Origin of the sequence: Hymenobacter algoricola (assembly GCF_039539525.1) — a bacterium.
GTDB lineage: Bacteria > Bacteroidota > Bacteroidia > Cytophagales > Hymenobacteraceae > Hymenobacter > Hymenobacter algoricola.
On sequence record NZ_BAABDH010000038.1, the window covers coordinates 25,403 to 52,360 of the forward strand.

Genomic DNA, 26,958 nt, shown 5'->3' on the forward strand with positions numbered 1-26,958 from the left:
CGCCGGGTCTGCTGATGCCGCTGCAGGGCCGCAAAATTTTGCTGGGAGTATGCGGCAGCATTGCCGCGTACAAATCCGCCATGCTGGTTCGCCTGCTGATCAAGGCCGGAGCCGAGGTGCAAGTCATTCTGACGGCCTCGGCTTCGGCCTTTGTTACGCCTCTCACCCTGGGCACACTGTCCAGAAAGCCGGTGCTGACGGGCTTTCTGAAGGATGAAGCCGCCGGCGAATGGCACAACCACGTGCACCTGGGCCTCTGGGCCGACGCGCTGGTAGTAGCCCCGGCCAGCGCCAACACCGTCGCCCAGCTGGCCAACGGCCACTGCGCCAGTTTGCTGGAGGCCGTGTACCTGTCGGCCCGCTGCCCGGTGTTTCTGGCCCCGGCCATGGACCTGGACATGTATGCCCACCCGGCCGTGACGCAGAACTTTGCCCGCCTGCGCAGCTTCGGCAACCACGTGCTCGAATCCCCGGCCGGGGAGCTGGCCAGCGGCCTGTCGGGTCCGGGCCGTATGCTGGAGCCGGAAGCCATCGTGGCCGAGCTGGAACGGTTTTTCAAGTAACCCATGCGCGTCCTTATCACTGCCGGCCCCACCTACGAGCCCCTCGACCCGGTCCGGTTTATTGGCAACCACAGCACGGGCAAGATGGGCTACGCCCTGGCCGAAGCCTTTGCCGAAGCCGGCGCCGCTGTCACGCTCATCAGCGGCCCGACCAACCTGGCGGACCCCGCCCACCCACGCATCCAAACTACGCGCGTGGAGACGGCTGACCAGATGTACGCCGCCGCCGCCGCCGTCGCGCCTGCTGCCGACGTGTGGGTGTTTGCCGCCGCCGTCGCCGACTACAAGCCCCGGGAAGTGGCCCTGAACAAGATCAAGAAGGACGGCGACACGCTCACCCTGGAGCTGGTCAGGAACGTGGACATTGCCGCCACGCTGGGCCGCACGAAGCGGGCTGAACAATTTTCGGTGGGTTTTGCGTTGGAGACAAACAACGAGGAAGCCCACGCCCTGGACAAGCTGCGCCGCAAGAACTTCGACCTGGTGGTGCTCAATTCCCTGCGCGACCCGGGCGCGGGCTTCCGCCACGACACCAACAAAGTGACCCTGCTGGAAGCCGGAGGCCAAACCACTATCTTTGAGTTGAAGCCCAAGGCCGCCGTAGCCCACGATATTGTCCGCACCGTTTTAGCCCGCCTAGCCCATTCCCATGCGTAAACTTCTGATTCCGCTGCTGTTTCTGCTGCTGCTGGCCACGCCGCCGGCCCGGGCGCAGGAAATCAACGCGCTGGTGCAGGTGACGGCCGAGAATGTGGCCATAACCGACCGGCAGCTGCTGCAGCAGATGCAGAACGATATGCAGACGTTTCTTAACAACCGCCCCTTCACCAGCCAGACCTACCGGCCCGACGAGCGGATCAACTGCCGCGTGTTTATTGGCATCAACAAGATTCCGGAAAACGGCCTCTACGAGGCTACGGCCCGTATTATCACTACGCGTCCGGTGTACGGCACGGGCTACGAAACCAACCTGCTCTCCTTTGCCGACAAGAGCTGGGTGTTTCGCTATACGCCCCAGACGCCGATTGACTACTCCGAAAATGCCTTTGTGGGCAACCTGTCGTCGCTGCTGAGCTTCTACGCCTACCTCATCATCGGCATGGACCAGGACAGCTTTGCCCGGCTTGGCGGCTCGCCCTACTACGACCGGGCCCGCAATATTCTCAACAACGCGGCCTCGCAGAGCAGCACCAATGAGAGCGACAAGGGCTGGAAGGATACCGAGTCGAACAACCGCTACTGGCTGCTCAACAACCTGCAGGACCCCCAGCTGGAAGCCATGCGCTCCGGCAGCTACGCCTACTACCGCCAGGGCCTCGACGTGTTCATCACCAAGCCCGATGACGCCCGCACCAGCATCTTTACGGCGCTGCAGGGCCTGCAGCAGGCCGCCATCCGCCGCCCCGGCACCCTGCTGGCCCGCTCGTTCTTTACGGCCAAGGCCGAGGAAATTGCCAACATCTTCCGCACCACCCAGGACGTGCAGCAGAAGCAGCAGGTCGTGACGATGATGTCGGAAGTGGACCCCACCAACTCGGCCAAATACCAGGCCCTGCTGAAGTAGCGGGCCGCTCCATTGCCAGCCGCGTTCTGCTTCGGCCGGGCGCGGCTTTTTCGGGCCCAGGTGGTTTAGGGAATATAGCCGCCCCACGGCTGCATTTTGCTAAAATGCTTGGACGCTGTTTGCGATGTTATCGGGAATGACTAATTTTATTAGTCGAAATGCCTCTGGAAGCCGCACAAAGGCTTTGGCAGTTGCCGCAACGGCTTCTGCCCAGACCGATTGGGGCCTTACTCCCGTTAACTGACGAGCTATGCTGGTTGATCTGCGCATAAAAAATTACGCTCTTATTGAGCAGCTGGAGCTGCGGCCCTCGGCGCTGCTCAACATTATCACCGGCGAAACCGGGGCCGGCAAATCCATCATGCTCGGCGCTATCGGCTTGCTGCTCGGCAACCGTGCCGACTCCAAGATGCTGTTCGATACCCAGCGCAAGTGCGTTATCGAGGGGCAGTTCGACATTTCCAACTACCACCTCCAGGATATCTTCGAGTCGGAAGACCTGGACTACGACGCGCAGTGCATTCTGCGCCGCGAAATCAGCCCCACGGGTAAGTCGCGGGCCTTTGTGAACGACACCCCCGTCACGCTGGACGCGCTGCGGAAAATCGGGGCCAACCTGATGGACATTCACTCCCAGCACGACACGCTGCTGCTCGGCGACGCCGTATTCCAGCTCAACCTGCTCGACCTCTACGCCGGGCTGGTGCCCGCCCGGGCCCAGTACAGCAACGCCTACCGCCAGTACCGCAAGCTGGAAGCCGACCTGAAAGGGCTCGAAAACCAGGTGGTGCAGGCCAACAAGGAGCTCGACTACCAGAGCTTTCTGCTCAGTGAGCTGGAGGAAGCCCGCCTCGACGATGAGGACCAGGACGCGCTGGAGCAGGAGGTGAAGCAGCTGGAGCACGCCGAGGAAATAAAGTACAAGCTCACCCATGCTTTTCAGAGCTTGAGCGAAAGCGAGTACTGCGCCACGGGCAGCATGAAGGAGGCTGCCACCCTGCTGGGGCAGATTGCGGGCTACGCCGACCAGTTCGGGGTGCTGAAAGCCCGCCTCGACAGCTGCCTGATTGAACTCCACGACATTGCCGACGAGGTGGAGGCGGCCGAGCGGCGCACCGAGGGCGACCCGGCCCGCATCGACGAGCTGCAGGGGCGTCTGAACGTGCTCTACAACCTGCAGCGCAAACACCAGGTGCGCGACGCGGAAGCCCTGATACTGGTGCGCGACGAGCTGCGGCGCAAAGTGGGCTCGGTGCTGAACCTGGACAAGGAAATAACCCGCCTGCGCAAGGATGCCGAAGGGGCGCTGGCCACCGTGCAGCGGCAGGGCGCCAAGCTCTCGGAAAGCCGGCTGAAGTCGTTTCCCAAATTTGAGAAGGAGCTGGGCGGCCTGCTCGCGGAGCTGGGCATGCCCCACGCCCGCATCGTGGTGCAGCATGCGGCCGGAGAGCCCGCCGCCAGCGGCCTCGACGTTATCAGCATCCTGTTTACGGCCAACAAGGGCGCCCAGCCCCAGACGCTGAGCAAGGCTGCCTCGGGCGGAGAATTCTCCCGCCTGATGCTGTGCATTAAGTACATGCTGGCCGACAAAACCGCCCTGCCGACGATAGTGTTCGACGAGATTGACACCGGTATTTCCGGCGAAATTGCGGTGAAGGTGGGCCGCATGATGCAGCAGATGGCCAAAAAGCACCAGCTGATTGCCATCAGCCACCTGCCCCAGATGGCGGCCGCCGGCGACGCCCACTACTTCGTGTACAAGGAAGACCGCGCCGACCGCACCGTGAGCTGCATCCGGGAGCTGAGCACGGAGGAGCGAATCCGCGAAATTGCCCACATGATTGCGGGAGCCAAGCCCAGCGAAAATGCCTTCCAGAGTGCCCGCGAGCTGCTGGCTATGCGCGGCGAGGAATTGGTGGGGTAAAGCTGGTTTTTAGTTTTTGGTTTTTAGTTTTTGGTTATTCGTAAACTTGGGGCGCCGTAACGGTAAAGCCAATTTGCCTGAAACGGCTTGGTTGTTTGAACGGGCCAAAAACCAAAAACGACCAACCAAAAACCAATACCTAAAAACGAACAACCAAAAAAACAATGTCCAATAACCTACTTGCTGGCAAAGTCGGCATCATCTCCGGGGCGCTCAACGAAGATTCTATTGCCTGGAAAGTAGCGCTGAAAGCCTACGAGCAGGGCGCCCGCTTCGTGCTGACCAATGCCCCGCTGGCCATGCGGATGGGCGAAATCAACAAGCTCGCCGAGCAGTGTGAGGCCCTCATCATTCCGGCCGACGCCACCTCGATGGAGGATCTGGAGAAGCTGTTCAGCGGCGCCCAGGAGCACCTCGGCGGCAAGCTCGACTTCGTGCTGCACAGCATTGGCATGAGCGCCAACATCCGTAAGGGCAAGCACTACGGCGAGCTGAACTACGAGTGGTTCCAGAAGACGCTGGACGTGTCGGCGCTGTCGTTTCACAAGATGCTGGCCGTGGCCGAAAAGCAGGACGCCTTCAACGAGTGGGGCTCGGCCGTCGCCCTGAGCTACATTGCCGCCCAGCGCGCCTTTCTCGACTACACCGACATGTCGCAGGCCAAGGCCGTGCTCGAAAGTATTGCCCGCAGCTACGGGCAGCGCCTGGGCAAGCTCAAGAAAGTGCGCGTGAACACCATCAGCCAGTCGCCGACCAAGACCACGGCCGGCACCGGCATCAGCGGCTTCAACGCCTTCTACGACTACGCCGACAAACTCTCGCCCCTGGGCAACGCCCCGGCCGAAGCCTGCGCCGACTACTGCATCAGCCTGTTTTCGGACCTGACCCGCTACGTGACCATGCAGAACCTGATGCACGACGGCGGCTTCAGCACCACCGGCATTTCGGAGGAAATCGTGGAGGCCATTACCCAGTACAGCGCCGAGTAAGAAGTCCTTGCTGTATAAATAGAAAAGCCCGGCCGGATGGTCGGGCTTTTTTGTTGGAGGCCGAGCCAGCCGGCTAGTAAAAATAACGGCTGAGCGTCAGCGAAACTTCCTGGTAGCGGCGCAGCTGCTGGTAGCTGACGCCGGCGGAAAACTTACCAAACACGGCGCGGCTGGCGCTGCCCTGCAGTTGCCAGAAGTCCGGCCAGCGCGTGGCCTGCACCAGCACCAGCGCCCGGAGCGGATAGCCGAAGCTGCGGCGCAGCCCCACGATATAGCCGTAGCCGGTTTCCGCCGCTGCCTCCGGGCGTTGCAAGGTTTGGTAGCGGCTGTGGCCGGCTCCTACTAGCAGGTCCGGGACGCGTACGGAGCCAATGCGGTAGACGCCCAGCCCGACAGTAGCCGAGTAAGCCCGGAACTGCAGTTTGGCTGGTGCTGCCTGGAACTGCTGGTAGCTCACCTGTTCAGTGATAGTGAACTGATTGTGGCGCAGCAAGGGTGGCAGCTCCACGCCAGCTATAAACGCATGGTTTTGGCGCAGATTGGTTTGGTAATCGACGTGCAGCTTCAGGGAGGAGGGAATATGATGAGAGCCAAGAAAGTGGATGCTGGCCCCAAGAGGAGCGTAGCGCACCCCGGATGACAGCCCGGCTTTCCAGCTCGGATTGATAGTCAGGTCGCATAGGGTTTTATAGCTAACAGATAGTCCGAAGAAGACACTGTCCCCAACCTCTACCTGTCGTTGAACTGTCTCATAGCCGATAGAAGAAACCGTAAGTGTGACAATCTGCAGGGAACCGGGCACCGACAAGTAAAATGAGCCGTCAGCATTAGAGCTGACCCCATTCGTGGTGCCCACCTGTAGAACCGTACACCCGGAAAGCGGCTGACCATTTGCGCGGTCGGTAATGCGGCCCGTAATAACAACTTGCTGAGCTTCCGCGGACGAAGCTAGTAACAGGCAAAAGAGAAGCAGTAGAGTTGATTTCATCGGCCGAGTAAGAATTACTCTAGCCTGATGCCGTCAGTCCGCCTATTCCACACGCTCCCGAGAAAATATCAGCCCCGTCCTTTCACTCCCGGGTACAGGCCCGGCACCTCGTCGCTCTGCACAAACTCCTTGGTGCGCACGTTCAGCATACTCAGCCGGCCCGCATAGCCGGCGCCCTGATCGATGTTCCACACGTTGGTGCGCCGGGCCGGCTCCGTGCTCCACGACCAGGTGGGGGTGTGCCCGATAAAGCCTTCGGTGTAGCCCAAGGCTTCCCAGCCGTTTTCCCACAGGTCCCGCGACCAGATCAGGTCATAGGGCTCCTGCTGGGTAATGGGCGCGGTGGGGTCGTAGCCGGCGTGTACGTACAGGTTGTTGTCCTCGTCTTCGAAGTAGGGCAGCTGCTGGCCGAAAAAGGCGGTGAAGTGCCGGCCCAGCTGCTCGGGCGGGCTGCGCTGGTAGGCTTCGTAGGTCGCCTGCCCACCCTGGGTATACCAGCCCTGGTCGAGGTCTTCGGGCGGCAGGCGGGTGGCCAGCCACTCAGCCGTCCACCAGTCGTGGTTGCCCTGCAGCCAGATGCTGTTGGGAATGCTTAGCAGCCGCTCGACGCACTGGGGCGTGTCGGGCCAGCCGTCGGCCACGTCGCCGAGCTGAATGAGCCGGTCGATGCCGGGGCGGAAGGGGCTGCGCTCCAGCACCTGTTCCAGAGCGCGGAAGGCCCCGTGAATATCGCCAAGTACGTACGTTTCCATACCGGCAGTACGCAAAACTTCCGCGGGGCAGCCAGGGCTACCCCGCGGAAGTTTTGCGTACTGCCGCTCTAATGGCAGCAGTGTCGGAGCTTACTCGGCCTCGACGGCCGGCTCTTCGGCCTCCGTAGCGGCCTGGTAGGTGTCGGCATACTTGAAGTCATCGAGCCAGTAAGCCGAGCTGACGACGTCAAACGAAATGGCGTTTTCCGTCCTGGCACCGGGCTGCAGCTGCCAGATGATGTGCTGTGCTTCGGGGAAGCGGGTACCGGCCAGCTGCTCGCTGAACAGGCGCTTGAGCAAGGCATTGTCGGGCATGCCCTGGGCCAGCAGGCGCAGCAGCGGGGCCTCGGGCAGGGTATCGAAAATAGCCAGTCCGGCGGGGTCAGCCGCAGTAAGCTGCACCTGGAACTGTACGGCTTCGGCCCGCGGAAATTTGCCGTTATAAGCTTCGTAGAGCAGCTGGGTGGCTTTGAAAAAGCCCTGGTGGTGTTCCAGCTCGGGGTTTTCCTCCCACAGCTTTTCGGTGAGCATGTTGTGGGCCAGGTTCTGAATCTGACCGGCGTTGAGGTCGTCGGGAAACAGGTAGCCCAACACCAGCTCGGCGGCTTCGGTGGGTTCCAGGTCGGTGAGGGCCATCTGGCACATAGCCTTCAGTTCGGCCGGCTCAATGGCCTCAGGGCTGTCGAAGTTCAGCAGGCTGAGCAGGGCAAGGTAATCCTGGTTGGTCCAGGAGTTGGGCAGCTCACTGAGCGAGTTGAAGGAAAGGCGTTCTACGGTGAAGTCAGGCATGGTTGGGGAAGAAGTGGGCTGCCACCAGGGCAGCAGGCCGCGGCGGAAAGCCCGCGCGGCGTAGGGCAGTGTACGGCTGAGTAGGGCAAACGCGCATAAAGCCGCAAACTATTGTCGGGCTGAAGACCGTACCGGCATCCCACAGCACCGGGCCAACTGCCGCCTCATCGTCCGCGCTCCAGGCTCTAAATCCCGGTAGGCGCGCGCGCAGTGCCGCGTCATGCGGCGGCATTCCGCCGGGGTAGTCGGGCCTGGCTCTACCGGCAGCTGATCTTAGGGGCAGGTCCGCTATGGCCCGCCATCCCCGGGGTCGAGCTGACCTGTCGGGGTAGACGCCGCAGGCAGAGCCTAAGGGGCTCGAACAAGGCCTGCTACCGGCGGGAAGGCTTCTTGACCGGCGCTGCCGTGGCTCGTTGCTGCGGCGCTGCTCCCGGCTTGGCGGCAGGAGCGGCGGCTTTGGGGGCTGCTTTTAGCGCAGGCCGCTTTCTGACGGCGGCTTTCCGGACGGGGGCCTTCTTTTTATTCATCGCCGCTTTCAGGCTGGCCGCCGTTGGCTCGGGCCCGTATTTTACCTCGGCGGCATTCCGGTCCTTGGTGATGAACAGGTCGAATTCCACCCGGCGGTTGCGGGCCCGGCCGGCTTCGGCAGCGTTGCTGACCAACGGGTGAGTGGCACCGTAGCCGCGCAGCTGGAGGCGGCTTTCCGCGACGCCTTTGCTGAGCAGGTAGCGGCGGGCAGCTTCAGCCCGCTCCCGGGACAAGGCCAGGTTGAAGGCGACCGGGCCCCGGCTGTCGGTGTGGCCGGCGATGCTCAGGCTATGGTCGGGGTAAGCCGTCAGGATCGGGAGCAGGGCGGCCAGGGTGGGGTAGGAGGCGGGCAGCAGCGTGTCCTTGTTGGGCTCGAAGCTGATGGCGCGGGTAGCGTCCTGCAGGGTCTGACGGGTTTCGTCCTTGATGACCGGGCAGCCGCGGCGGCTGGCCGGACCCGGGCTGCCGGGGCAGCGGTCCTGGGCATCGGGCACCCCGTCGCCGTCATTATCCAGCGGGGCACTGGCGGCGAGGGCCGCCGGCGTAGCCGTGGTATCGGCGGGAGCCTCGGCTTTTACCGGGCAGCCCGTGAAGTCAACCGGGGTACCGGCGGCGGTACCGGGGCATTTGTCTTCCTGATCTACGATGCCGTCACTGTCGGTGTCAGGGCAGCCGCGCAGCTCGGCTTTGCCCGCCACCTCGGGGCAGGTGTCCTCGGCGTCGGTGATGCCGTCACTGTCTTTGTCGGGGCAGCCGAGCAGCTCGGCGGTGCCGGCCTCAGTAGGGCAGGTGTCGAGGTGGTCAGGCACGCCGTCGGCATCGCCGTCGAGCGGACAGCCCTGCAGGCTGACGGCAATGCCCTGAGCCGTGTTCGGGCACTTATCGAGGCGGTCGGTCACGCCGTCTTCGTCCGCGTCGTTGGCCTGGCCCATGTTGAAGTTCAGCCCCACGCTGTGCTGCAGAAACCGGTCGGCCCAGCGCGGGGTTTTCGGCTCCTGGGTGCCGTCGAGGTTGGCATTGAGCGGCAGGTGCTGACCGGTCTGCACAAACAGGCTGGTGCCACCGCCCAGCCGGAAGCTGATGCCGGCGGCCGTGAATACGTCGACGTAGCCCTTGTCCACGTCGGTGCGCCGGCCCATAAACTGGCTGGAGCGGCTGGCGTAGGTCCAGCCCGAGGCAGCCAGCAGGTAAGGCTGAAAAAAGGCGTTTTCCTTGAGGGCCCAGCCGTTATTGAGCTTGACCTTGAAGCCCAGGTTCAGATTGACAAGCGTGGTGACGAAGCGGGTGTCGGTGCCGTGGCTGCCCTCCAGCCGCCCGTAGAAGGCCTGGCTGTTCAGATCGAGGCCGCGGCTGAGGTACTGGTTGATGGCCAGCCCGACGGCGGGCCGGGTCGCGTCCTGCTGCCAGTAGTCGGAGCCGAAGTCGCCCTCATACTGCAGGCCGCTGCCGACCAGGCCCAGGCTGGTGCGGCGCTCCGCGGTTTGGGCAGTGGCTACGCCGGCAGGCAGGCACAGCAGCAAAGAAAGACCGGCCAGCAGCCGGAAGGGGGGTAGCAGTAGCGTCATTGAAGCAAGGCGGTGTGCCGGCGCACAAGGTGCCGGAGCGGGCAAATAAAATGGGGTGGCAGCCCGCGGTTCTACGAAAGCAAGGCTCTTATGATACGCTATCCGGCGGCGGTTGGCCCAGCCCGGGGCTAAAAATATTCGCAACGTATAGTCGCGGCCCGCGCCTGCCGCCTAAGCAGCGGCGCTGCTGCCCCACCGGCCGCTTTTCCACCCGTTTTTCAGGGTCATCCCGCCAGTGGCTCGGGGCGTCGGCCGCGGCCGCGGCGCCTGCCCAAACCAGACCCCAGCGCTAAAAGGTGGCTGAGGTTATTATGAAATAAAGGGCGGCCAGGAAAAGAAGGGGGATACTGGTTACGATGATTTTGGCCTTGGTTTCAGTCGTGGAAGACCAGATCAGTGCGATACCAACAACGTGAAGCGGAATGGTAAAGATGATGAGGTAAGGGCTGAGGCGAAGCAGGCAGGCAATGCTCAGGATTATAACGCCGGGTATAGGCCGCCGGCTTTGTTGTTTTGGCGCCATATTCCAGTGGGGTTTCTTCGCCGGTGCTGGCGCGGGATGGTCGCGCGGGAGCTGCCGGCAGGCGACTGTGCTGCCCCCAACCCGCACCCCCGGTTAGCGCAGCGGCCCCTTTTGCGCCGCCAGCAGGGTAGAATCCGGAATCAGCAGGAACCGCCGCTGCACGTAGCCCTGCCGGCGCGGGTAGCCTTGCTCGGGCAGAGACACCCGGCACCAGCCGTCGGCCTGCACCGTATGCAAATCTACCGTGCCGCCTGCGTACACCGTCTCGACAGCAACCGAAGCCCGGGCCGTGTCCGTGGCCAGGGAGAAGACGACCGCGCTTTTTGCCGTAACGGTTACCGGATGCCGGATAGGGCCCACCTGGTACTTAATCCAGAGCAGCAGGCCGGCGTTGAGCAGCAGCGTCCAGACGACCAGCTGCGGCCAGTTTACGCGCAATGCCCCATTGCGCAGTTCTACGGGGGTGATTTTAAGAGCCATGCCTGCTGAACGGGGTTGGAGTAGCAGCAAAACTAGCTGATCAGCACGGTAACTAGCTACCGGTGCTAAAAGCCCCAGTCACTGGGCCGGACCGGGCAACTGCAACGCGCGGCTTAGGCAGTCGGAAACACTATTTCCCCTGATCAGGCGCTTGGCCTCCGTCGGGTCGTCATCGAGGAAAGAGCCTTGCCTCCTCATTCCACACCCCTGGCTCAAGGAAGTATAGCAATTTCGTGAACGGTATACCCACCGGTCGGACGGCTTTTTCCGCCGTCCGACCGGTCGCTTCAACCACGATANTGGCACCGGGCACACCCCTGGCTCAAGGAAGTGAATGACTTGTGCAGGGAGTGAGGGGTAGGCTCCAGCAGTTGACTTGTTGTTTTGCGCTTGTCCGCTCCGTCTATTTTCACGACATGGGGCTTGTACTGCGGGCCGATCTAATGGTTCCAAACAGATTGCCGGCTTGATCTGAAAGAATAATTCTTACGGTCCGGCCTTTCAATGAACTCATCAGCAGCGAAGTGTAACGGAGTATCGTTGGTCGCATCGGATTGTCTGCTTGCTCCCGAAATACAGGGCCATGCTGAGGGTCGCCGAAACAGCACTGCGGCTTCGGTTGCTTTGATGCCAAGGCTGTGGCAGCAATGCTTCGTGCGGTACCCTGCATGAAGAAATGCCGTCTGCGTACTCAGCAGCCCCTGAGCCAACCGCTTTATCCCTGTCCGAGTACTCGGCAAGGACGGCATAGTTCCCGTCAGGGGCCGCCGAGCACGCAGAACTACTTTCCTGATTCCCCAGCGGCCTTTTCGAGTACCCGGCGGCCCCATCTGATTGTAAGAAAGCCGCTGCTGAGTACTCGGAGCCGACCATCTGCGACTGATACAACGGCTTGGGCACCGTGGCAGAGCTGCCATCAGGCCTCGGGCTGGGGTAGCCCGGAGTCCTGCTTCTTTTTGGAGGTAGTGTATTTATTCGCCTTCCCGAAATCAAAGAAGCTGTACACCTCCAGCGGGCTGTCGAACTTCAGCTCCAGCTGGGCCTTGAAGCGGCGCAGGGCGCGGGCCAGGGCCTGCCAGTCGGCGGCCAAGTGGATGCGGGCCTGGGAGATGCCGCCTTCGGTTTCGCTGCGGGTGGTTTGAGCCTTGGCCAGGAGCTGGTAGGCTTTCTGAGCCTCGGCCGCCAGGGTAGGGGAGCCCAGCGCCGTGGCGTGCTCGGTGTAGAGGGGCAGCAGCAGCTTGGAGTCGTCGAGCAGGCGGGTCTGGTCGCGGCCGGCGAGCTTGGTTTTGGTGTACTTCTTAAAGTCGGCGTAGATGGGAAGCTTACGCAGCCTGGGCGTCACGTAATCCTTCATGGTGTCGTCCACGAAGTCGAGCCACTTGGCGCGGGCGGCGCCAAATTCCAGCGTGTCGCCGCTGGTCGACTCGTTGGCGTCGCGCAGGCTCTCGTCGAAGCCGCCAAGGGCCGATTCGAGCTCGGTGAAAATAGACGTAAAGGCCGCGCCCAAATCGGCTTTGCGCCCCTTGGTGAGGGCGCTCGTGCCCAGGGCTTTAAAATTATGGCGCGACATGGGCAGCGTTGCAAAAAAATTGTCGAAGTAAGATTGGTAAGCGGGCATGATGAATGGAAATAATGATTAAAAGATAGCCCGGACCGTCGGGTGCGGGCCTGGGGTTAAGGTATTTAATTAAAGGGATAATAAAATATAAATGAATAAATAGTTGCGTTGCTGGCGCGAGTTTAGCGCAGCGTAACTCGTGCCGAACATTCGGGCGAGGCTGAGCCTCGCAGCACAACAACACGCTCGAACAAAAACGGGCGGCGCGGCTCCGGTTTGCCGCGGCTGCGGCAGGGGAGATACAATCTCCCCCTCATAACTGGTCACGAGTTACGCTACGCTAAGAGCCTGTTAAAAATTAGCGAAGTACTATGTTGCACAATGCCATTTATGGCGTCTAGTGACACTTTTGTAGCAGTGAGTCTATTGGGCTGACTACGAAAAATGGCTCTTTTTGTCTGTTTGAGCGAGGTAATCATTCAGAAACTCTAATTTTTAACAGGCTCTAAACTCGCGCCAGGCGCGGGGCCAGGCGCGATACTTCGCGTCTCCCCATCCGCGTCATTTGCACCGGGTTTGTTTAGAACAGTTTACAGAACGAGGTAGAGACGCCTACTTGCGTCTCGTCGTCCGCGCCATAGCCCGATTATCGTTCAACGAGGAGACGCAAGTAGGCGTCTCCACCTCGTCCGGGCAGCAGCGGCCGGCCCGACGTCGCTCGGCGGGGCCGCGAGAGTCCCGCGCCGGGTGGGGCCATTGTCTCGGCGCGGGCGGATTCGTAGCACAGCTGCTCAGTGCGTAGGCGTCACTCGGCACAGCCGAGCGGCGGGGTAGAAGAAAGCCGATATCATTTACATGAAACTCGAAAAGATTGCCAGAAGTTAGATTGGCTTTGACATTCCAATAATAGCTGCCCCCATGTATCGCGCCCTTGTATTGGTGCTTCCATGTTGTATCCTGCGCATACAAGTTTATTAGGTTGCCTATTCTTTCGGAGAGAGAATAAGGTTCCCAACTGGCGTTTATGAATATTATCTCCTCGTTGTTAACTGTGGTAAAACCGAAGTACTGACGTCGGTATTTGCGAAGTCTCCGATGAACGATAGGGGCTGCTCCTTGCCCTTGGTAACGGCTTCTGGAGTCTTCCTGTCGTAATTTTTTTTGTAGAATATACTCTGCTGATTCTATCTGGGCAAACGAGGGCGTGAACCGACGTGATGCCCCTTGTTTGGGTTGATCAAGAGATGGAAAGATGAACTCAGAACTATAGCCACTGGAGAAAATAGTGCCTTCAAAGTTGTTACCCTTGACATAGGTAGACGCTGAAGAAACTTTAGCAGAGGAGATGATACGCTGCCCTTTACAGATCTGAGCAGAGTAAAGACTTAGGATGACGACGCAGAGGAGTTTCTTCATGTAGGTTCAGATGCCAGTAGGCGGGCATTTCCACATCTTACCCCGCCGTATCCTCCACCTCATCCCCATCATCGACCATCACCTTGGCCAGCTTCTCGATGTTGAGGCTGCGGGCCGAGGCGTCGAAGATTTCGCGGTAGGTGCCGCGCAGCTCGTAGAGCTGCTCGTGGGTGCCGCTTTCCACCATGCGGCCCTGCTTCATCACGTAGATGCAGTCGGCGTCCACGATCTGGGCCAGGGAGTGGGAGATGATGACCACCGTGCGGCCCTGCTTGATGGCATCGAGCGAGTTTTTGATCTGCTCGGTGGCAATGGCGTCAAGCGAGGCGGTGGGCTCGTCGAGAAAGATGATGGGCGGGTTTTTCAGAAACAGCCGCGCAATGGCAATGCGCTGCTGCTGCCCGCCGCTGAGCTGCTGGGCATCACTCTGGTAGCCCTTGGGCAGCTCCAGAATCTGGTCGTGGAGGTAGGCCTGGCGGGCGGCAGCTTCAATCTGGGCCAGGGTGGCGTCCATCAGGCCGTAGCGGATGTTTTCCTCAATGGTGCCCTTGAAGATGTGGTTTTTCTGGAGCACCAGCCCGATGCGGTGGCGCAGGGCGTGGGTGTCGTAGGCGGCCAGGGGCTGGCCGTCGAGCAGCAGCCGGCCGCGGCCCGGGGCGTAGAACTTGCAGAGCAGGTTGATAATCGTGCTTTTGCCCGCCCCGGAGAGGCCCACCAGGGCGGTGGTTTTGCCCGCCTCGATGGTCAGGCACACGTCGTGCAGGGCCTGGATGCCGCTGGGGTAGGTGAAGTCCACGTTGCAGAGGTCGAAGGTGCCCTGTACCCCGTCGGGTAGCAGGGGGCCGGTTTTCTCCACCGCGTCGTCGGCGTCGAGGATGTCGAAGAAGCCCTCGGAGTAGGTCAGCGCCTCGTTCATCTCGTCGTAGATGCGGTGCAGCTGGCGGATGGGCGCCGACACGTTGTTGAACAGCAGGATGTGGAACATGATGGCGCCGATGGACATCTGCCCGCCCAGCACCAGATAGGCCGTCAGGATGATGATGAACACCACGCCCACCTGCTCGACGAAGGTTTTGAGGCCGTCGTAGAGGAAGTTGGTTTTGCGGGTTTCGAGCTGGGCGGCCTGCAGGTTCTGCTGCAGCTGGCCCTGCTTTTCCTCCTCGTAGGTTTCCCGCACGAAGCTCTTAATCACCACCGCCGAATCGATGATGTTCACCAGGCCCTGACTTTTCAGCTCGCGCAGGCTGCGCAGGCCACGGCGGGTGCCGTTGAGCTTGTCGGCCTGCCGGTAGCTGATCCAGAAGTACACCGGCAGCACGGCCACGGCCACCAGGCCCACGTACACGTTGGCCGTAAACATGACCACCAGGGCCACGATGGCGTTGGCAAACAGCGGCAGGATGTCGATAAAGAAGTTCTGTACCAGCTTCATCAGGCTTTCCACACCCCGGTCTACCCGGGTCTGGAGCTTGCCGGTCTGGTTGCCGCTGTCGGAGTAGAAGCCCAGCTCGTAGTTGAGAATCTTGTGGATGGCATCCTGAGACAGGGTACTGCTCACGCTGATGCGGATTTTCTCGCCGTAGAACTTCTGCCCGAACTGGATGAAGGTGTTGATGATTTCCTTGCCCAGCAGCAGCCCGCTGACCAGCAGCAGCAGGTCGGCGCCCTGGCGCAGGCCCTGGTTGCGGTCCAGCATGCTCTGCACCGTATCCACGGTGTAGCGCAGCACGAAGGGGTTGACCTGGGCGGCCAAGGAGCCCACCAGCGTGAGCAGCAGCGTGAAGAGGACGAGGCGCCGGTGCGGCAGCACGTAGGGATACAGGCGGCGGATAATCTCCCAGAGACTCATGAACAGCGGCAGGCGGACGGAGGATGTCCGGGTTAGACGCGGGGAGTGGGGGTGGGGTTATCCGAAAAGCCGTACCGCTCGACCACCACGGTTTTGGCGGCCTTGTCTGTGCCAGGCCCGCGCCGGCGTCAGCGGCTCTCCTGGTAGGTTCACCGCTTTGAGGCCCATCAGGTGCTGGCCCAGGCTGCCGGCATACGCCGTAGTTTCCATGAACGCGCTGTAGAGGATGTAAACCACCAGAGCCAGGTTGCGGATGAGGGTGCGCCGGACAAGAAAATTCTGGAACGCCGCGGGATTATGCCGGTCATTATTAATGGGCGCTGACTACCTGATTAAACCCAAAAAAGCCCCGGCATCGGGCCGGGGCTTTTCCTGAGAATACATAGTGGAAAACTATTCCAGCACCACTTTGCGGGTCATGATTTCCGGCCCGGCCTGCACGCGCAGGGTGTAGAGGCCAGCGGCCAGACCACGGGTCGAAACCTGCTGCTCAAGGGTGCTGGTCAGCGGCTGCCGGAGCACCGTCTGCCCCAGGGTGTTGACCAGCTCAGCGGTGCCGCTGCCGCCCAGTGTCTGGGCCAGGCGCAGCGTAAACTGGCCGCCAGCACTTGGGTTCGGGAATACCGACAGGGCCGCGGCGTTGAGCTGCGGCCGGCTGCTGAGCGGAATTGGGCTCAGGCTGATGCGGAAGGGACCCGTGGCATCATTGGAGCCGTTGCCCGATACGGCCACGTAATACTGCTGCCCACTGGTCAGGCCCGTCACCGTCACGGTGCCCACGTTCGTGTTGTTGATGCCGCTGGCAGCGCAGAAAACCGGGGTGAAGGGGCCGTTGGCGCAGCTCGCGCTGCTGAACACCCGAACCATGCCGGCCGGGGCGCCGCTGGTGTAGATGGTCAGGCTGGGGCCGGTAGCCGTAGCGGTAAACCACACGTCCTTGGGCGACAGCGCCGGCGAGCAGGCGGGCAGCACGATGCCGGGCAGGCGGGTGGTGGTGGAGCTGCCATTGGAAGCCGTCAGCACGGCCGGAGTCAGCACCAGGGCCGCGCAGGGCTCGTCGTTGGGCGGCGTCGGCTGGTCGAAGGTAATGGTCTGGCTGTTGTTGCTGGCGTTGCCATCGGCCTGGCCGTTGGGCAGGCTGCCGGTAACGGTGAGCGTGAAGGTGCCGCTCATCGTGAGCACCAGCGGCGCGGTAAACGTGAGCTGCTGGGTGGCGCCAGGGGCCAGCGTCAGGTTGCTGAACAGCTGGCTGACCGGCGTGCCGCTGGCCAGCGAGTGCGTCAGCGTGACGGAAGTCAGCACCGTGGTGCCGCCGTTGCGGATGGTTACGGCCACAACGTTGTTGCCGAGTACGGCCGGCGTAGTCGGCGAATCAATGCTGACGACGGCCACGTCGTTGGAGACGATGACCAGCTCGTAGGCGCCCAGATCGGGTGGATTGCTGCGGCTGACGCCGGCAAAGTCGAGCGGTACGCGGGTCAGCGTCGCCGGAGTGCCCGCCTCGTTCAGCAGCACGGAGGTCGGGTGCAGGTCGGAGGCGGGGTTGACAAACAGCGGGGCCGTCTGCAGGCTGTTCTGGTCGTAGGCGCCGTTGTTGGCGGCTTTCCAGGCGGCCAGGGTGGTGAAGTCGGTGACGTAGCGGCCGGTGAAGAAGTTGCTGCCCGTACCGAGGTAGAGGTCGTTGGAGTTCGAGCTGATGGTGGAGGCCGCCGTCGCGAAGTACAGCGCGTAGCGGTTGCCGGTGCCGCCGCGGGTCACGCTGATCAGGTTGTTGCGCAGCTCGATGCCGGTGGCGGAAGTAACCTGGTAGAAGCCGTAGCTGACGGCCGTGGCCGTGGCCGCCGTGTTGTCCAACGACACCGTGTTGTGGTAGTAGCGGACGAAGTCGGCGCTGGTGTTGTACAGGCCGTACTCCGTGCCGGCGCCGGTGAAGTTATACACCAGGTTGTTGACGATGTCATTCTCGTTGCCGGCCGTGGCGTCGCCCGAGGTGTAGATGCCATACGCGGCGGAGGTGCTGGTCGGAACGGCCGTGGCGTTGTCGTGAATGCGGTTATTTTCCACGGCCGCGCTCTGCGTGCCGAGCAGGTAGATGCCGTAGAAGGTGCTCACGGCCGCGCGGTTGGTGCGGTGCACGTTGTTGCCGATCAGGCGGGCGCCGCTGCTGTTTTCCACGTCGAGGCCGTAGAGGTAGAAGTCCCGGATTTCGTTGCCCGTCACGCGCACGCCGGTGCTGCGGACCGTGGTGCTGGTGCCGGTCAGAATCACGCCGTAGTAGCCGCCGCTGACCACGTTGTTGATGATGCGCACGTTGTTGGCGTCGCCGGCCGTCGTCGCCGAGGTGATGCTGCCGCTGGCGGCAATGCCGGCGCTGGTCGTAGACGTAGACGTCAGCGAAGCGCGCACCACGCAGTTGCTGATGCGGTTGTTGTTGGCCTGATCGACCAGCAGGATGCCGATGCCGGCCGTAACGCCGGCCGTGGCGTCAATGGTCAGGTTGTTCAGCGTCACGTAGTCGGTGCCGTTGAGCACTACGGCCGCCGGCTGGGCCGTGGTGCCGGAGTAGTTCAGCTCCTGCTTGCCGGTTCCGCCGTCGATTACAATCGTGTCGGTGGCGCTGACGCCGGGAATTACGCCCAGCACGAACTGCTCGGTGTAGGGGCCGTTCAGCACATTCAGGCGCAGCGAGGCCGTAATGCCGGCCGCATTCAGGGTTGTGGCCGCATCAGCGAAGCTGGTGAAGTTCGTGCCGCCCGTAGGCTGGCTTTTGTTGATGGTATAGGTGCCGGCCAGGGCCGTGTACAGCGTCGTGCTCAGGGTATTGTTGGCGGCGTTGGTGTCCGCGTTGCCGTTGGGCAGGCTGGCCGTTACCGTCAGCGTATTGGCGCCGCTCACCATCGTGCCCAGCGTAGCAAACGACAGGCTGCGGGTAGCGCCCGAGGCCAGGCCGCCGGCGAGGGTGAAGTTCTGCGTAACGGAGTTGCCGTTCAGCGTGTACACCAGCCGCACCGAGTTCAGGGGCGTGGCGCCGTTGTTGAGAATCGTCACCGTGATGGTTCGGGCGCCTACGGTCACCGGTGAAACCGGCGAGTCGATGCTGACCAGGGCTACGTCGTCGGAAGCCGGGGTGAATTCGTAGGCGCCGATGTCGGGCGTGGCGCCGCGCGCGGCCCCGGTGAAGTCGTCCGTCACGCGGGTCAGCGGCGTGGCCGCGCTGTTCAGCGGGGTGGCCGTGGGCCGCAGCGAGCCAGCGGCAAACTGTGGCGCCGCGTCAACGCTGTTCTGGTCGTAGGCGCCGTTGTTGGCGGTTTTCCAGGTGGCCAGCGTGGCGAAGCTCGTGCCGGTGTAGTAGCCCGTCACGAAGTCGGTGCCGCTGCCGCTCAGGTCGTTGAAGTTGGAAGCCAGCGTGCCGGTGGCCGAGCTCAGGTACAGCGCGTAGCTGGTGCCCGTGCCCGCGCGGCTGAGCTGCACGATGTTGTTTTTGAACTCCACGCCCAGGCCCGTGGTCTGGTACAGGCCGTAGGTGGCGCTGGCACTCGTGTTGGTCTGGTCGTCGATGCTGACCGTGTTGTGGTAGTAGCGGACGTTGCTGGACGAGCCGTTGTAGAGCCCGTACACGGCGCCGTTGCCGTCCAGGTCGTAGAGCAGGTTGTTGATGACCTCGTTGGGCGCGGCCGCGGTGGCGGCGGTGCCCGTGGTCATGTACAGGCCGTAGGTGGTGGAGGTAGCGGTGTTGTTGGCCGTGAAGGCCTGGTGAATACGGTTCTTCTCAATGGCCGCGCCGCTGACGCCCGTCGTCAGGTAGATGCCATAGAACGTAGTAATGGCCGCCCGCGTAGGGCGGGCAAGGTCGTTGCCGATCAGCTGGGGCGCGCTCAGGTAGCTGCCGTAGATGCCGTAGGAGTAAAACTCGCGCACCGTGTTGTTGCGCACGATGATGCCCGGGTTGGGAGCGGCCGTCGTGGCCCCAATCACGGTGATGCCGTAGTAGCCGCCCGTGATGGTGTTGCCGGTCAGGGTCAGGTTCTGGCTGGAAGCGGCGCCCGCCGTCGTCGAGGACGTGGTGGACGCACTCGAGACGATACCGGCGAAGTTGGTGCTGGTAGAAACGGTATTGGAGATGACGGTGCAGGCGTTGATAACGTTGTTATCGGCGTTGTTGACCAGCTGCATGCCCCAGCCATAGGTGGCCGTGGACGTGCCGCCCACCGTGGCATCCACCACCAGGTTGTTGAGGGTCACGAAGTCGGCGCCATCCAGCGTGACCACGGCCCGCTGGGCGGAGGTGCTGGAGCCAAACTGAATCGTGCGGCCGCCCCCGTCGAAGGTCACCCGGTTGGCGGCGCTGGCCCCGGTGATGGTCGTCAGCCGGAGTTGCTCGGTGAAGGGGCCGCCGGTTACGGTGAACGTGACGGGCCCGCTGACGCCGTTGGTGGTCAGGGCCGTGGCTGCTTCGGTGAAGCTGGCAAAGTTGGTACCGCCCGTCGTCTGGGCGCTGTTGATGGTGTAGGAGCCGGTCAGGGGCGTCGTCTGGGCCCAGGCACTGGCGCTGGTGAGCAGCAGCAGGAGCAGCACCCACAGGCTGGGCTGGCGGCCGGCGGCCCGGGGGCGGGGCCGGGACGGACGGCAAGGAAGACAAGCAAGTAAGGGTGTTTGCATTGGGCGGAGAAGGTGGAAAAATGGTGGAAAAACGGACTGTGCCTTCACCCCGCAGAAAAGCCGTAGCCTAGACTGGCTCCGGTAGGGCAAAGGCACGAAGAATGAAGAAGTTAGGCAGTGTGGGTGGCGCCTGACTCCAAGGACGGAATGCTCGGGCAAAATATGAAAAACACATGAACAAAACTGGTATACCATAATTTTCTCCGGAATCAGGCGGGGCAGTGCCAACGGGATATTGCCCGGCCGGAGGGGCCTGGCGGCGGACGGCGCGCCAATCTGGTGGGCCGCCGGCGCGCAACGCCCGCGCTATTTCGGTTACTTTAGGCAGGCCTAACCAACTTTAGCCGATGAACAGACTACTCCTGCTGACCCTGACCGGGGTCTTCGCCCTAAGCGCGCCCGCCTTCGCCCAGACCGCCGAAAAGCTGGACCCGGGGGCCATGGCCAAAATCAAGGATGAGGGCCTGAACCGCTCCCAGGTGATGGCCACGGCCTTTTACCTCACCGACGTGTGCGGCCCGCGCCTGGCCAATTCCGACGGCCTGAAGCGGGCCAACGAGTGGACCAAGAGCCAGCTCACCAAGTTTGGTCTCGCCAACGCCACCATCGAGCCCTGGGGCGACTTTGGCCGCGGCTGGGATATTGAAAAGTCGTACGTGGCCCTCACCGCGCCCTACTACCACGCCATGATCGGGGCCCCCAAGGCCTGGACGCCCGGCACGGCGGGTGCTCTGCGCAAATCGGTGGTGTATGTGAAGGCGACAACCGAAGCCGAGCTGGAGCAGTTCAAAGGTCGCCTGCGCGACAAGATCGTGGTGCTGCCCGTGCCTGTGGTGCCCAAGCCCAGCTTCGAGCCCGATGCCAAGCGCTACTCCGATGAGGAGCTGCAAAAGCTGGCCGCCGCCAAGCCCGCGGCCCCGGCGGCCGCCGCCGATCCGGCCGCCGCCGAGCGGCTCAGCCAGCGCCGTGCCCAGGCGGCGCTGCGCACCAAGATGGCCGAGTTCATCCAGAGCGAAGGCGCGGCCGCCGTGTTGAGCAACCGCGGTGGCACCGACGGCACCTTCAACACTTCCAACGGCGCGCCCTACGCCGCCGACGCCAAGCCTGCGCTGCCCGAAATTGAGATGTCGACCGAAGACCAGCTGCGGCTGATCCGGCTGGCCGAGGCCGGCGTGCCGGTAGAGGTGGAGATGGAAACCCGCACCCGCTTTCAGACCCAGGACCTGAAAGGCTACAACGTCATTGCCGAAATTCCCGGCTCCGACCGCAAGCTCAAAAGCGAGGTCGTGATGCTGGGTGGCCACCTCGACTCCTGGCACGCCGCCACCGGCGCCACCGACAATGCGGCCGGCTGCGCCGTGATGATGGAGGCCGTCCGGATTCTGCAGGCCAGTGGGCTGAAGCTGCGCCGCACCATCCGCATTGCGCTCTGGGGCGAAGAGGAGCAGGGCCTGCACGGCTCCCGCGGCTACGTGAAAAACCACTTTGCCGACCCCGCCACCATGGTGCGGCTGCCCGCCCACGAAAAGCTCAGCGCCTACTTCAACCTCGACAACGGCGGGGGCAAAATCCGCGGCATCTACGCCCAGGGCAACGAGGCCGTTGCGCCCATCTTCACCGACTGGCTCCAGCCCTTTGCCGACATGGGAGCCACCACCGTCACGCTGCGCAACACGGGCAGCACCGACCACATTGCCTTCGACGCGGTGGGCCTGCCCGGCTTCCAGTTTATTCAGGATGGCCTCGACTATGGCTCGCGCACCCACCATACCAACCAGGATACCTACGACCGGCTCGTACCCGAGGACCTGAAGCAGGCATCGGTGGTGGTGGCGGCCTTCGTGTACAACGCCGCCATGCGCGACCAGAAGCTGCCCCGCAAGGCGCTGCCCGTCGTGGCCAAGCCCCAGTAGCCGGAGCTATCTTCTGCCGTTCAGCTTCTTAACCCAGCTGCGGGGCATGGGAATCGAAAACATCACCGTGGGCGTCTCGTTCGCCTTTTTGCCCCGCTCGGTAAGGGCTTTTACCTTGTCCTGGTCCTGCGAGATAAGAATGGCGGTATAGTCCTTAATAGCGTCGAGGGCGGAGGGCAGAATCACGCGCACATTCAGCTCGGAAATATCGTTGTCCGCCGGGGCCGACTTGCGCTGGCTCTGGGCCCGGGAGCCCTGGCTACCGAGCAGGAAGGTAGCCAGCAGGATAACTGTTTTTAACGGAGTAACGGTAGACATTGAAGCTATAAGTAAGGCTCAAAGATGCTATTCTGGCCGTAGTTTCCCTAGCTTTTGGGCAAACAAAACCAGCCGGCCCAGGAATTTTTGCGCCAGTAGCTACCCGATTCAGCCCCGCCCGGATGCGGCTGGCGCGGCCCGGGCCGGCCGGTAACGGGGGCCACAGGAGAAATTATTGTTGAGCTGCATAACGGTTGGGCCGTGGGGGTTCTTTACTTTCGCACATGAAGCAAGTTTTTCCTGTTATACTTCTATTAAGTATCCTGCTGTCTGCCAGACCCCTTCTTGCCCAGAGTCCGCAGACGGCGAGGCTCAAGCAGGCCCTGGCCCGGGCCACCACCGATACCAGCCGGGTGTTGCTGATGGCCGACATCAGTGCTTCCTACCGCTATTCCCGCTTCGACTCGGTAATGGCGTACGCCTGGCGCGGGCTGAGTCTGGCCCAGCGCATCAACTACAAAAAAGGCGAAGGCCGCTGTCTGTCGCGCATCGGCATTCTGGTCAGTGAGCGGGGCAACCTGCCCCAGGCCCTGCGCATCGACCTGAACGCCCTGCAGCTCAACGAAGCCAGCCACGACTGGGAAGGCATGGCCCGCACGCTCAACCAGACCGGCCTGCTCTACCACGCGCTGGAAGATTTTCGCCCGGCCCTGGCGTACTTTTTCCGGGCCCAGGCCATTTATGAGCGCAACCACATCAAGGACGACTCGCAGCTGATCAGCGTGCTGGCCAACCTGGGAGCCGGCTATGAAGGACTGGGCAAGCTTGACTCGGCCGCCTATTTTCTGAACAAGGCCTGGGCGCTGAACCGGCAGTCGAAAAACGTGCACCAGAGTGCCTGGGGCAACCCGGCACCCTACGTGCTGCGGGAGCTGGGCCTGCTGCAGGCGGCCCAGCAGCACAATGCTGAAGCCCTGCAATACTACCGCCGTAGCGCCCAGGCTGCGGTGCCCGAAAACGACGTGCGCAGCGCCTGCCGGGCCTATCAGTACATGGCGGAGCTCTACGGCGCGCGCGCCCAGCCCGATTCGAGCGTGTACTACGCCCGCAAGGCGCTGCGGCTGGGCCAGCAGCTGCCCTTCGTTATTGCCGTGGTGCGCACCAGCAGTTTGCTGAACGAGGCCTTTCAGGCCCAGCAGCAGGCCGACAGCGCCCTGAAGTACATGCGCATCATGCTCACGGCCCAGGACAGCCTATACAATCCTCAGCGCATCAAGCAGCTCGACGCCATTGGCTTTGCCGAGCAGCAGCGCCTGCGGGAACTGGAAGCGGAGCGGCTGCAGTACACCGCCAGAGTATGGACCTATGCGCTGGTGGCGGGCCTGGCCGTGCTGCTGCTGGTGGCGCTGCTGCTGTGGCGCAACAATCATCACAAGCAGCAGGCCAACAAGCGCCTGCAGGTGATGAACGAGCAGATTACGGAGCAGAAAGAGGAGCTCACTACCCAGCGCGACAGTCTGGGGCGGACGCTGCTGGAGCTGAAAGCCACCCAGAACCAGCTGTTGCTGCGCGAGAAGATGGCTTCCCTGGGCGAGCTGATGGCCGGCGTAGCCCACGAGATTCAGATGCCCGCCCTGGCCATCAAAGACCTGGCTGGCATCAGTGTGGGGCTGTGCCAGGAGCTGAGCGAAGAGCTGGCCAAGGGCGCCTTCACCATCGACGACCTGGAGCTGATGGACGAAATGCTGCGCAACCTGAGTCAGTACCAGGCTAAGATCAGCCAGCACAGCCAGCGCGCCGACTCCATCGTCAGGGGTATGCTGGAGTATTCCAGCGCCACGCCAGGCCCGCGCCAGCCCACCGAGCTGAACGTGCTGGCCGAAGACTACCTGCGCCTGACCTACCACGACCTGCGGGCCAAAAACCGGCTTTTCAACGCGGCCCTGCTACCCAGCCTGGACCCCGCCGTGGGGGTGGTCGACGTGGTGCGCCAGGATCTGGGCCGGGCGCTGGTCAGCCTTTTTGCCAACGCCCTGTACGCCGTGCAGCAGCGGCAGCGCCTGGGCGAGGAAGACTACGTGCCCCAGGTAGCGCTACTCACCAGAAGGACTGCCGACGCCATCGAAATCCGGGTGCGCAACAATGGCTACGGCATTGAGGAGGAAGCCCGCGCCACCGTCTTTCAGCGGGTATACATTACCCAGACCGAAGGTGAAGCCAGCAACCTGGGCCTGGCGCTGAGCTACGACATCATTACCAAGGGCCACGGTGGTATGCTTACGCTGGAGCCCGCCACGGATGGCTTCACCGAATTTCTCATTACGCTGCCCGTACGCAGCTAGCCGGGCCCGGGCGGGCTTAGCTCAGCTTTTCCGCAAACAGCCGCAGCGTCCGGTTCCAGGCCAGCTTGGCTATTTCCGGGTTGTAGCGGGCCGGGGAAGTGTCGTTGTTGAAAGCGTGGTTGGCGCCTTCGTACACGTACAGCTCGTACTGCTTGCCGGACGCTTTCAGGGCCGCCTCGTAGTCCGGAATGCCGGCATTCACCCGCTCGTCGAGGCCGCCGTAGTGCAGCAGCATCGTGGCTTTGATCCGGGGAACCTGCTCGGCTTTGGGCTGGGTGCCGTAATAGGCCACGGCCGCGGCGAGCTGCGGGTCGTGCACGGCCAGCTGGTTGGCCATGGCCCCGCCCCAGCAGAAGCCCACGCAGCCGGTGCGCCCGTTGGAGTCGGGGCGCTGGCGCAGGTAGGTGAGGGCCGCCAGGTAGTTGTTCAGATTCTTGATCATGTCGAGCTTGCCAATCAGGGTGCGGCCCTCGTCCTCGTTGGCCGGAGTGCCGCCCGCGCCCGACAGCGCATCGACGCCCAGGGCCAGGTAGCCCGCCTTGGCCACGCGGCGCGTCACGTCTTGGATGTGGGGCGTCAGGCCCCGGTTTTCGTGAATGACGACCACGGCCCCGCGCTTCCTTTTTCCCTTCGGATGCGCCAGGTAGCCCTTCATGGTGAGTCCGTCGCCGGGCCAGGTCACTTCTTCCGTCAGCAGGTCATCATCCTTATCGGCAATGGTAGCCGCGCTGGCGTAGCCGGGCTCCAGCACCGAGAGGGCCGTCATGGCCAGGGCCATCCCGCCGGTCAGCTTGACGAGCTGCTCCATAAATTCCTTGCGGGAAAGCGGGCGGTGGGTGTACTCGTCGAAAAGATTGATGATGCGCTGATCCATGGGGCCGGAGGAAGACAAACGTAGAGCTGACGGGAATATACCGCGAAAAGCGCCGCGCCGCGGCTTGGGTTGGCCCAATGCCGAAATGCTGTTTACTGCCCGCCCGCCGGCGAGTCCGCGTCGCCGATAAAAACGACCTGTTTGGGGGGAAACAGGCGGCCCACCAGCTTCTCAAGCCGGTAGCGGGTGTTTTTCATTTTTTTGACCACCGGCACCGCCCGAAAGTCAAAGTCGGCCAGCGCGGCCGCCTCCTGGGCCACCGTGCGCCGGGTGAGGTGCGACTCCAGCAAAAACGCGGCAATCAGCTCATTCCACTCGTCCTTGTTGCTCCAGTAGTGCCCGATGTGGGGCCGGGCCGCCTGCAGGCCAAAGGTTTCGGCCAGTGCCACCGACAGCGCAAACTGCTCAATCAGCCGGGGCGTGACATGCTGCCGGCTGAGGTCGTCGCAGATGCGCAGCGCCAGGGCAATGGCTTCGGCCCCGCGCGCCGCCGGAATGCCCACCACGCCCGCGTTCCACATCACGTGCTGCTCCGTCAGGGCCACGCCGCCGTAGGCCTGGCCCTGGGTCTGGCGCCACATCAGCTTCTCGGTTTTGCTGCCCAGCGCCGACAGCCGGCCTTCCGGCTCGTGCATAAAAGCCATGCCGCTCCGCAGCGCCGCCTCCAACGCCGGCAGGGAGCCGTGCAGGAAGGTGTCGGTGTCCAGGTACAGAATCGGCACGTCGGGCTGCTGCCGGGCCACGTACTCCAGCGCCTTGATCTTGATGCGCCAGAAGAAGTTGAACTCGCCCTTCCACTCCTGCAACGTCGGCTCGTCTATCGGATGCACCGTCACGGCCCCGCCCAGGTGCTGGTAATAAGCCGGCGCGTCGGTTACGATGGTGATGCTGGTGAGCCCGGCCCGGTGCTTTAAAAAGGAAAGAATGGAGAAGTTAGCCTGGAAGTGGTTCTTAATGTTGGAGCCAAATACCAGATACAGCAGATTCATGGGTGGGAGCTAAGGCAAAGAAAGGGAAGTCCGGCACGGCGAAGGGCCCCTGGCTAGGCCGGGGCTTCGTCTTCGCGGTTTACCGAGTCCATGGTAAAGGCCGGCACGCAGATCGACCAGTACTCCACCTCCGCGTCGAAGGGGTTGGAGTAGCGCACCCGGGCCCCGGCTTTGATGAGCAGCGACTCGCCGGCGCCCAGCTCAATGACGTCGCCATCGACCTCAAACTGCTTGCGGCCCCGCACCACGATGGTGATTTCGTCGAACTCGGGGTTCTGGTGGGGCTCACCCCAGTGGGGCGGCGCCACCATGTGCGCCACGCTGTACTGGCTGGTCTGGGTGCTGGCCCAGCCGATGTGCTCCTCGATGAGCTTGCCATCGGTGGTGGGGACGCGGAAGGGACTCTGCTGGCGGAAATAGCGCTTTTCAGACATG

General features: G+C 62.7%; 19 protein-coding genes. 7 read left to right on the plus strand and 12 right to left on the minus strand.

Annotated elements, in window-relative coordinates; genetic code table 11:
• Positions 1-14 precede the first annotated feature (14 nt).
• The 5 genes from ABD842_RS10535 (at position 15) to ABD842_RS10555 (ending at position 5,040) form a co-directional block, all read left to right on the plus strand.
• Positions 15-563 (plus strand): flavoprotein, encoded by a 549-nt coding sequence (locus ABD842_RS10535; protein WP_345113264.1) that lies wholly within the window; start codon positions 15-17, stop codon positions 561-563.
• A gap of 3 nt (positions 564-566) precedes the next feature.
• Entirely contained in the window at positions 567-1,220 is a 654-nt protein-coding gene (locus ABD842_RS10540) for a phosphopantothenoylcysteine decarboxylase domain-containing protein (RefSeq protein ID WP_345113265.1), read from the plus strand.
• Positions 1,213-2,127 carry a type IX secretion system protein PorD gene (gene porD / locus ABD842_RS10545; protein ID WP_345113267.1) on the plus strand — a complete coding sequence of 305 codons (915 nt, stop codon included), beginning with the start codon at positions 1,213-1,215 and terminating at the stop codon, positions 2,125-2,127. The genes ABD842_RS10540 and porD overlap by 8 nt, the downstream gene beginning before the upstream one ends.
• 250 nt (positions 2,128-2,377) lie before the next feature.
• On the plus strand, positions 2,378-4,051 hold the full coding sequence (gene recN / locus ABD842_RS10550; protein WP_345113269.1) for a DNA repair protein RecN: 1,674 nt from the start codon (positions 2,378-2,380) through the stop codon (positions 4,049-4,051).
• Positions 4,052-4,215: 164 nt separating this feature from the next.
• Positions 4,216-5,040 (plus strand): enoyl-ACP reductase FabI, encoded by an 825-nt coding sequence (locus ABD842_RS10555; RefSeq protein ID WP_345113271.1) that lies wholly within the window; start codon positions 4,216-4,218, stop codon positions 5,038-5,040.
• A gap of 73 nt (positions 5,041-5,113) precedes the next feature.
• Here the strand turns inward: ABD842_RS10555 and ABD842_RS10560 are convergent, their stop codons facing one another.
• The 8 genes from ABD842_RS10560 to ABD842_RS10595 form a co-directional block, all read right to left on the minus strand.
• On the minus strand, positions 5,114-6,028 hold the full coding sequence (locus ABD842_RS10560; RefSeq protein ID WP_345113273.1) for a carboxypeptidase-like regulatory domain-containing protein: 915 nt from the start codon (positions 6,026-6,028) through the stop codon (positions 5,114-5,116).
• Between the two features lie 68 nt (positions 6,029-6,096).
• A complete protein-coding gene (locus ABD842_RS10565) occupies positions 6,097-6,780 on the minus strand; it encodes a metallophosphoesterase (protein ID WP_345113274.1) in 684 nt (227 codons plus the stop codon).
• Between the two features lie 90 nt (positions 6,781-6,870).
• Positions 6,871-7,569: a hypothetical protein gene (locus tag ABD842_RS10570; RefSeq protein ID WP_345113276.1), complete on the minus strand. Its 699-nt coding sequence runs from the start codon at positions 7,567-7,569 to the stop codon at positions 6,871-6,873.
• A 371-nt stretch (positions 7,570-7,940) separates the two neighbouring features.
• Positions 7,941-9,662 (minus strand): OmpA family protein, encoded by a 1,722-nt coding sequence (locus tag ABD842_RS10575; protein WP_345113278.1) that lies wholly within the window; start codon positions 9,660-9,662, stop codon positions 7,941-7,943.
• Positions 9,663-10,278: 616 nt separating this feature from the next.
• Entirely contained in the window at positions 10,279-10,665 is a 387-nt protein-coding gene (locus tag ABD842_RS10580) for a hypothetical protein (protein WP_345113280.1), read from the minus strand.
• 916 nt (positions 10,666-11,581) lie between these two features.
• Complete coding sequence (locus ABD842_RS10585; RefSeq protein ID WP_345113281.1) at positions 11,582-12,283, minus strand: hypothetical protein; 702 nt, start codon at positions 12,281-12,283, stop codon at positions 11,582-11,584.
• A gap of 1,393 nt (positions 12,284-13,676) precedes the next feature.
• Positions 13,677-15,488 carry an ABC transporter ATP-binding protein gene (locus tag ABD842_RS10590; RefSeq protein ID WP_345113282.1) on the minus strand — a complete coding sequence of 604 codons (1,812 nt, stop codon included), beginning with the start codon at positions 15,486-15,488 and terminating at the stop codon, positions 13,677-13,679.
• Between the two features lie 393 nt (positions 15,489-15,881).
• Complete coding sequence (locus tag ABD842_RS10595) at positions 15,882-20,147, minus strand: T9SS type A sorting domain-containing protein (protein WP_345113284.1); 4,266 nt, start codon at positions 20,145-20,147, stop codon at positions 15,882-15,884.
• A gap of 347 nt (positions 20,148-20,494) precedes the next feature.
• Here ABD842_RS10595 and ABD842_RS10600 point away from each other — a divergent pair, with 347 nt between their 5' ends.
• Positions 20,495-22,060, plus strand: a complete 1,566-nt coding sequence (locus ABD842_RS10600; RefSeq protein ID WP_345113285.1) for a M28 family metallopeptidase — start codon at positions 20,495-20,497, stop codon at positions 22,058-22,060.
• Between the two features lie 6 nt (positions 22,061-22,066).
• On the opposite strand, the gene ABD842_RS10605 is transcribed toward ABD842_RS10600, so the two are convergent.
• Positions 22,067-22,378 (minus strand): hypothetical protein, encoded by a 312-nt coding sequence (locus tag ABD842_RS10605; RefSeq protein WP_345113286.1) that lies wholly within the window; start codon positions 22,376-22,378, stop codon positions 22,067-22,069.
• Positions 22,379-22,602: 224 nt separating this feature from the next.
• On the opposite strand from ABD842_RS10605, the gene ABD842_RS10610 reads away from it, so the two are divergent.
• Positions 22,603-24,660 carry a tetratricopeptide repeat protein gene (locus tag ABD842_RS10610; protein ID WP_345113288.1) on the plus strand — a complete coding sequence of 686 codons (2,058 nt, stop codon included), beginning with the start codon at positions 22,603-22,605 and terminating at the stop codon, positions 24,658-24,660.
• Between the two features lie 16 nt (positions 24,661-24,676).
• On the opposite strand, the gene ABD842_RS10615 is transcribed toward ABD842_RS10610, so the two are convergent.
• From ABD842_RS10615 to ABD842_RS10625, 3 genes are all read right to left on the minus strand, one after another.
• Positions 24,677-25,534 carry a dienelactone hydrolase family protein gene (locus ABD842_RS10615; RefSeq protein WP_345113290.1) on the minus strand — a complete coding sequence of 286 codons (858 nt, stop codon included), beginning with the start codon at positions 25,532-25,534 and terminating at the stop codon, positions 24,677-24,679.
• Positions 25,535-25,626: 92 nt separating this feature from the next.
• Complete coding sequence (locus tag ABD842_RS10620; protein ID WP_345113292.1) at positions 25,627-26,523, minus strand: hypothetical protein; 897 nt, start codon at positions 26,521-26,523, stop codon at positions 25,627-25,629.
• A gap of 53 nt (positions 26,524-26,576) precedes the next feature.
• A complete protein-coding gene (locus ABD842_RS10625; protein WP_345113293.1) occupies positions 26,577-26,957 on the minus strand; it encodes a cupin domain-containing protein in 381 nt (126 codons plus the stop codon).
• Position 26,958: the final 1 nt, after the last annotated feature.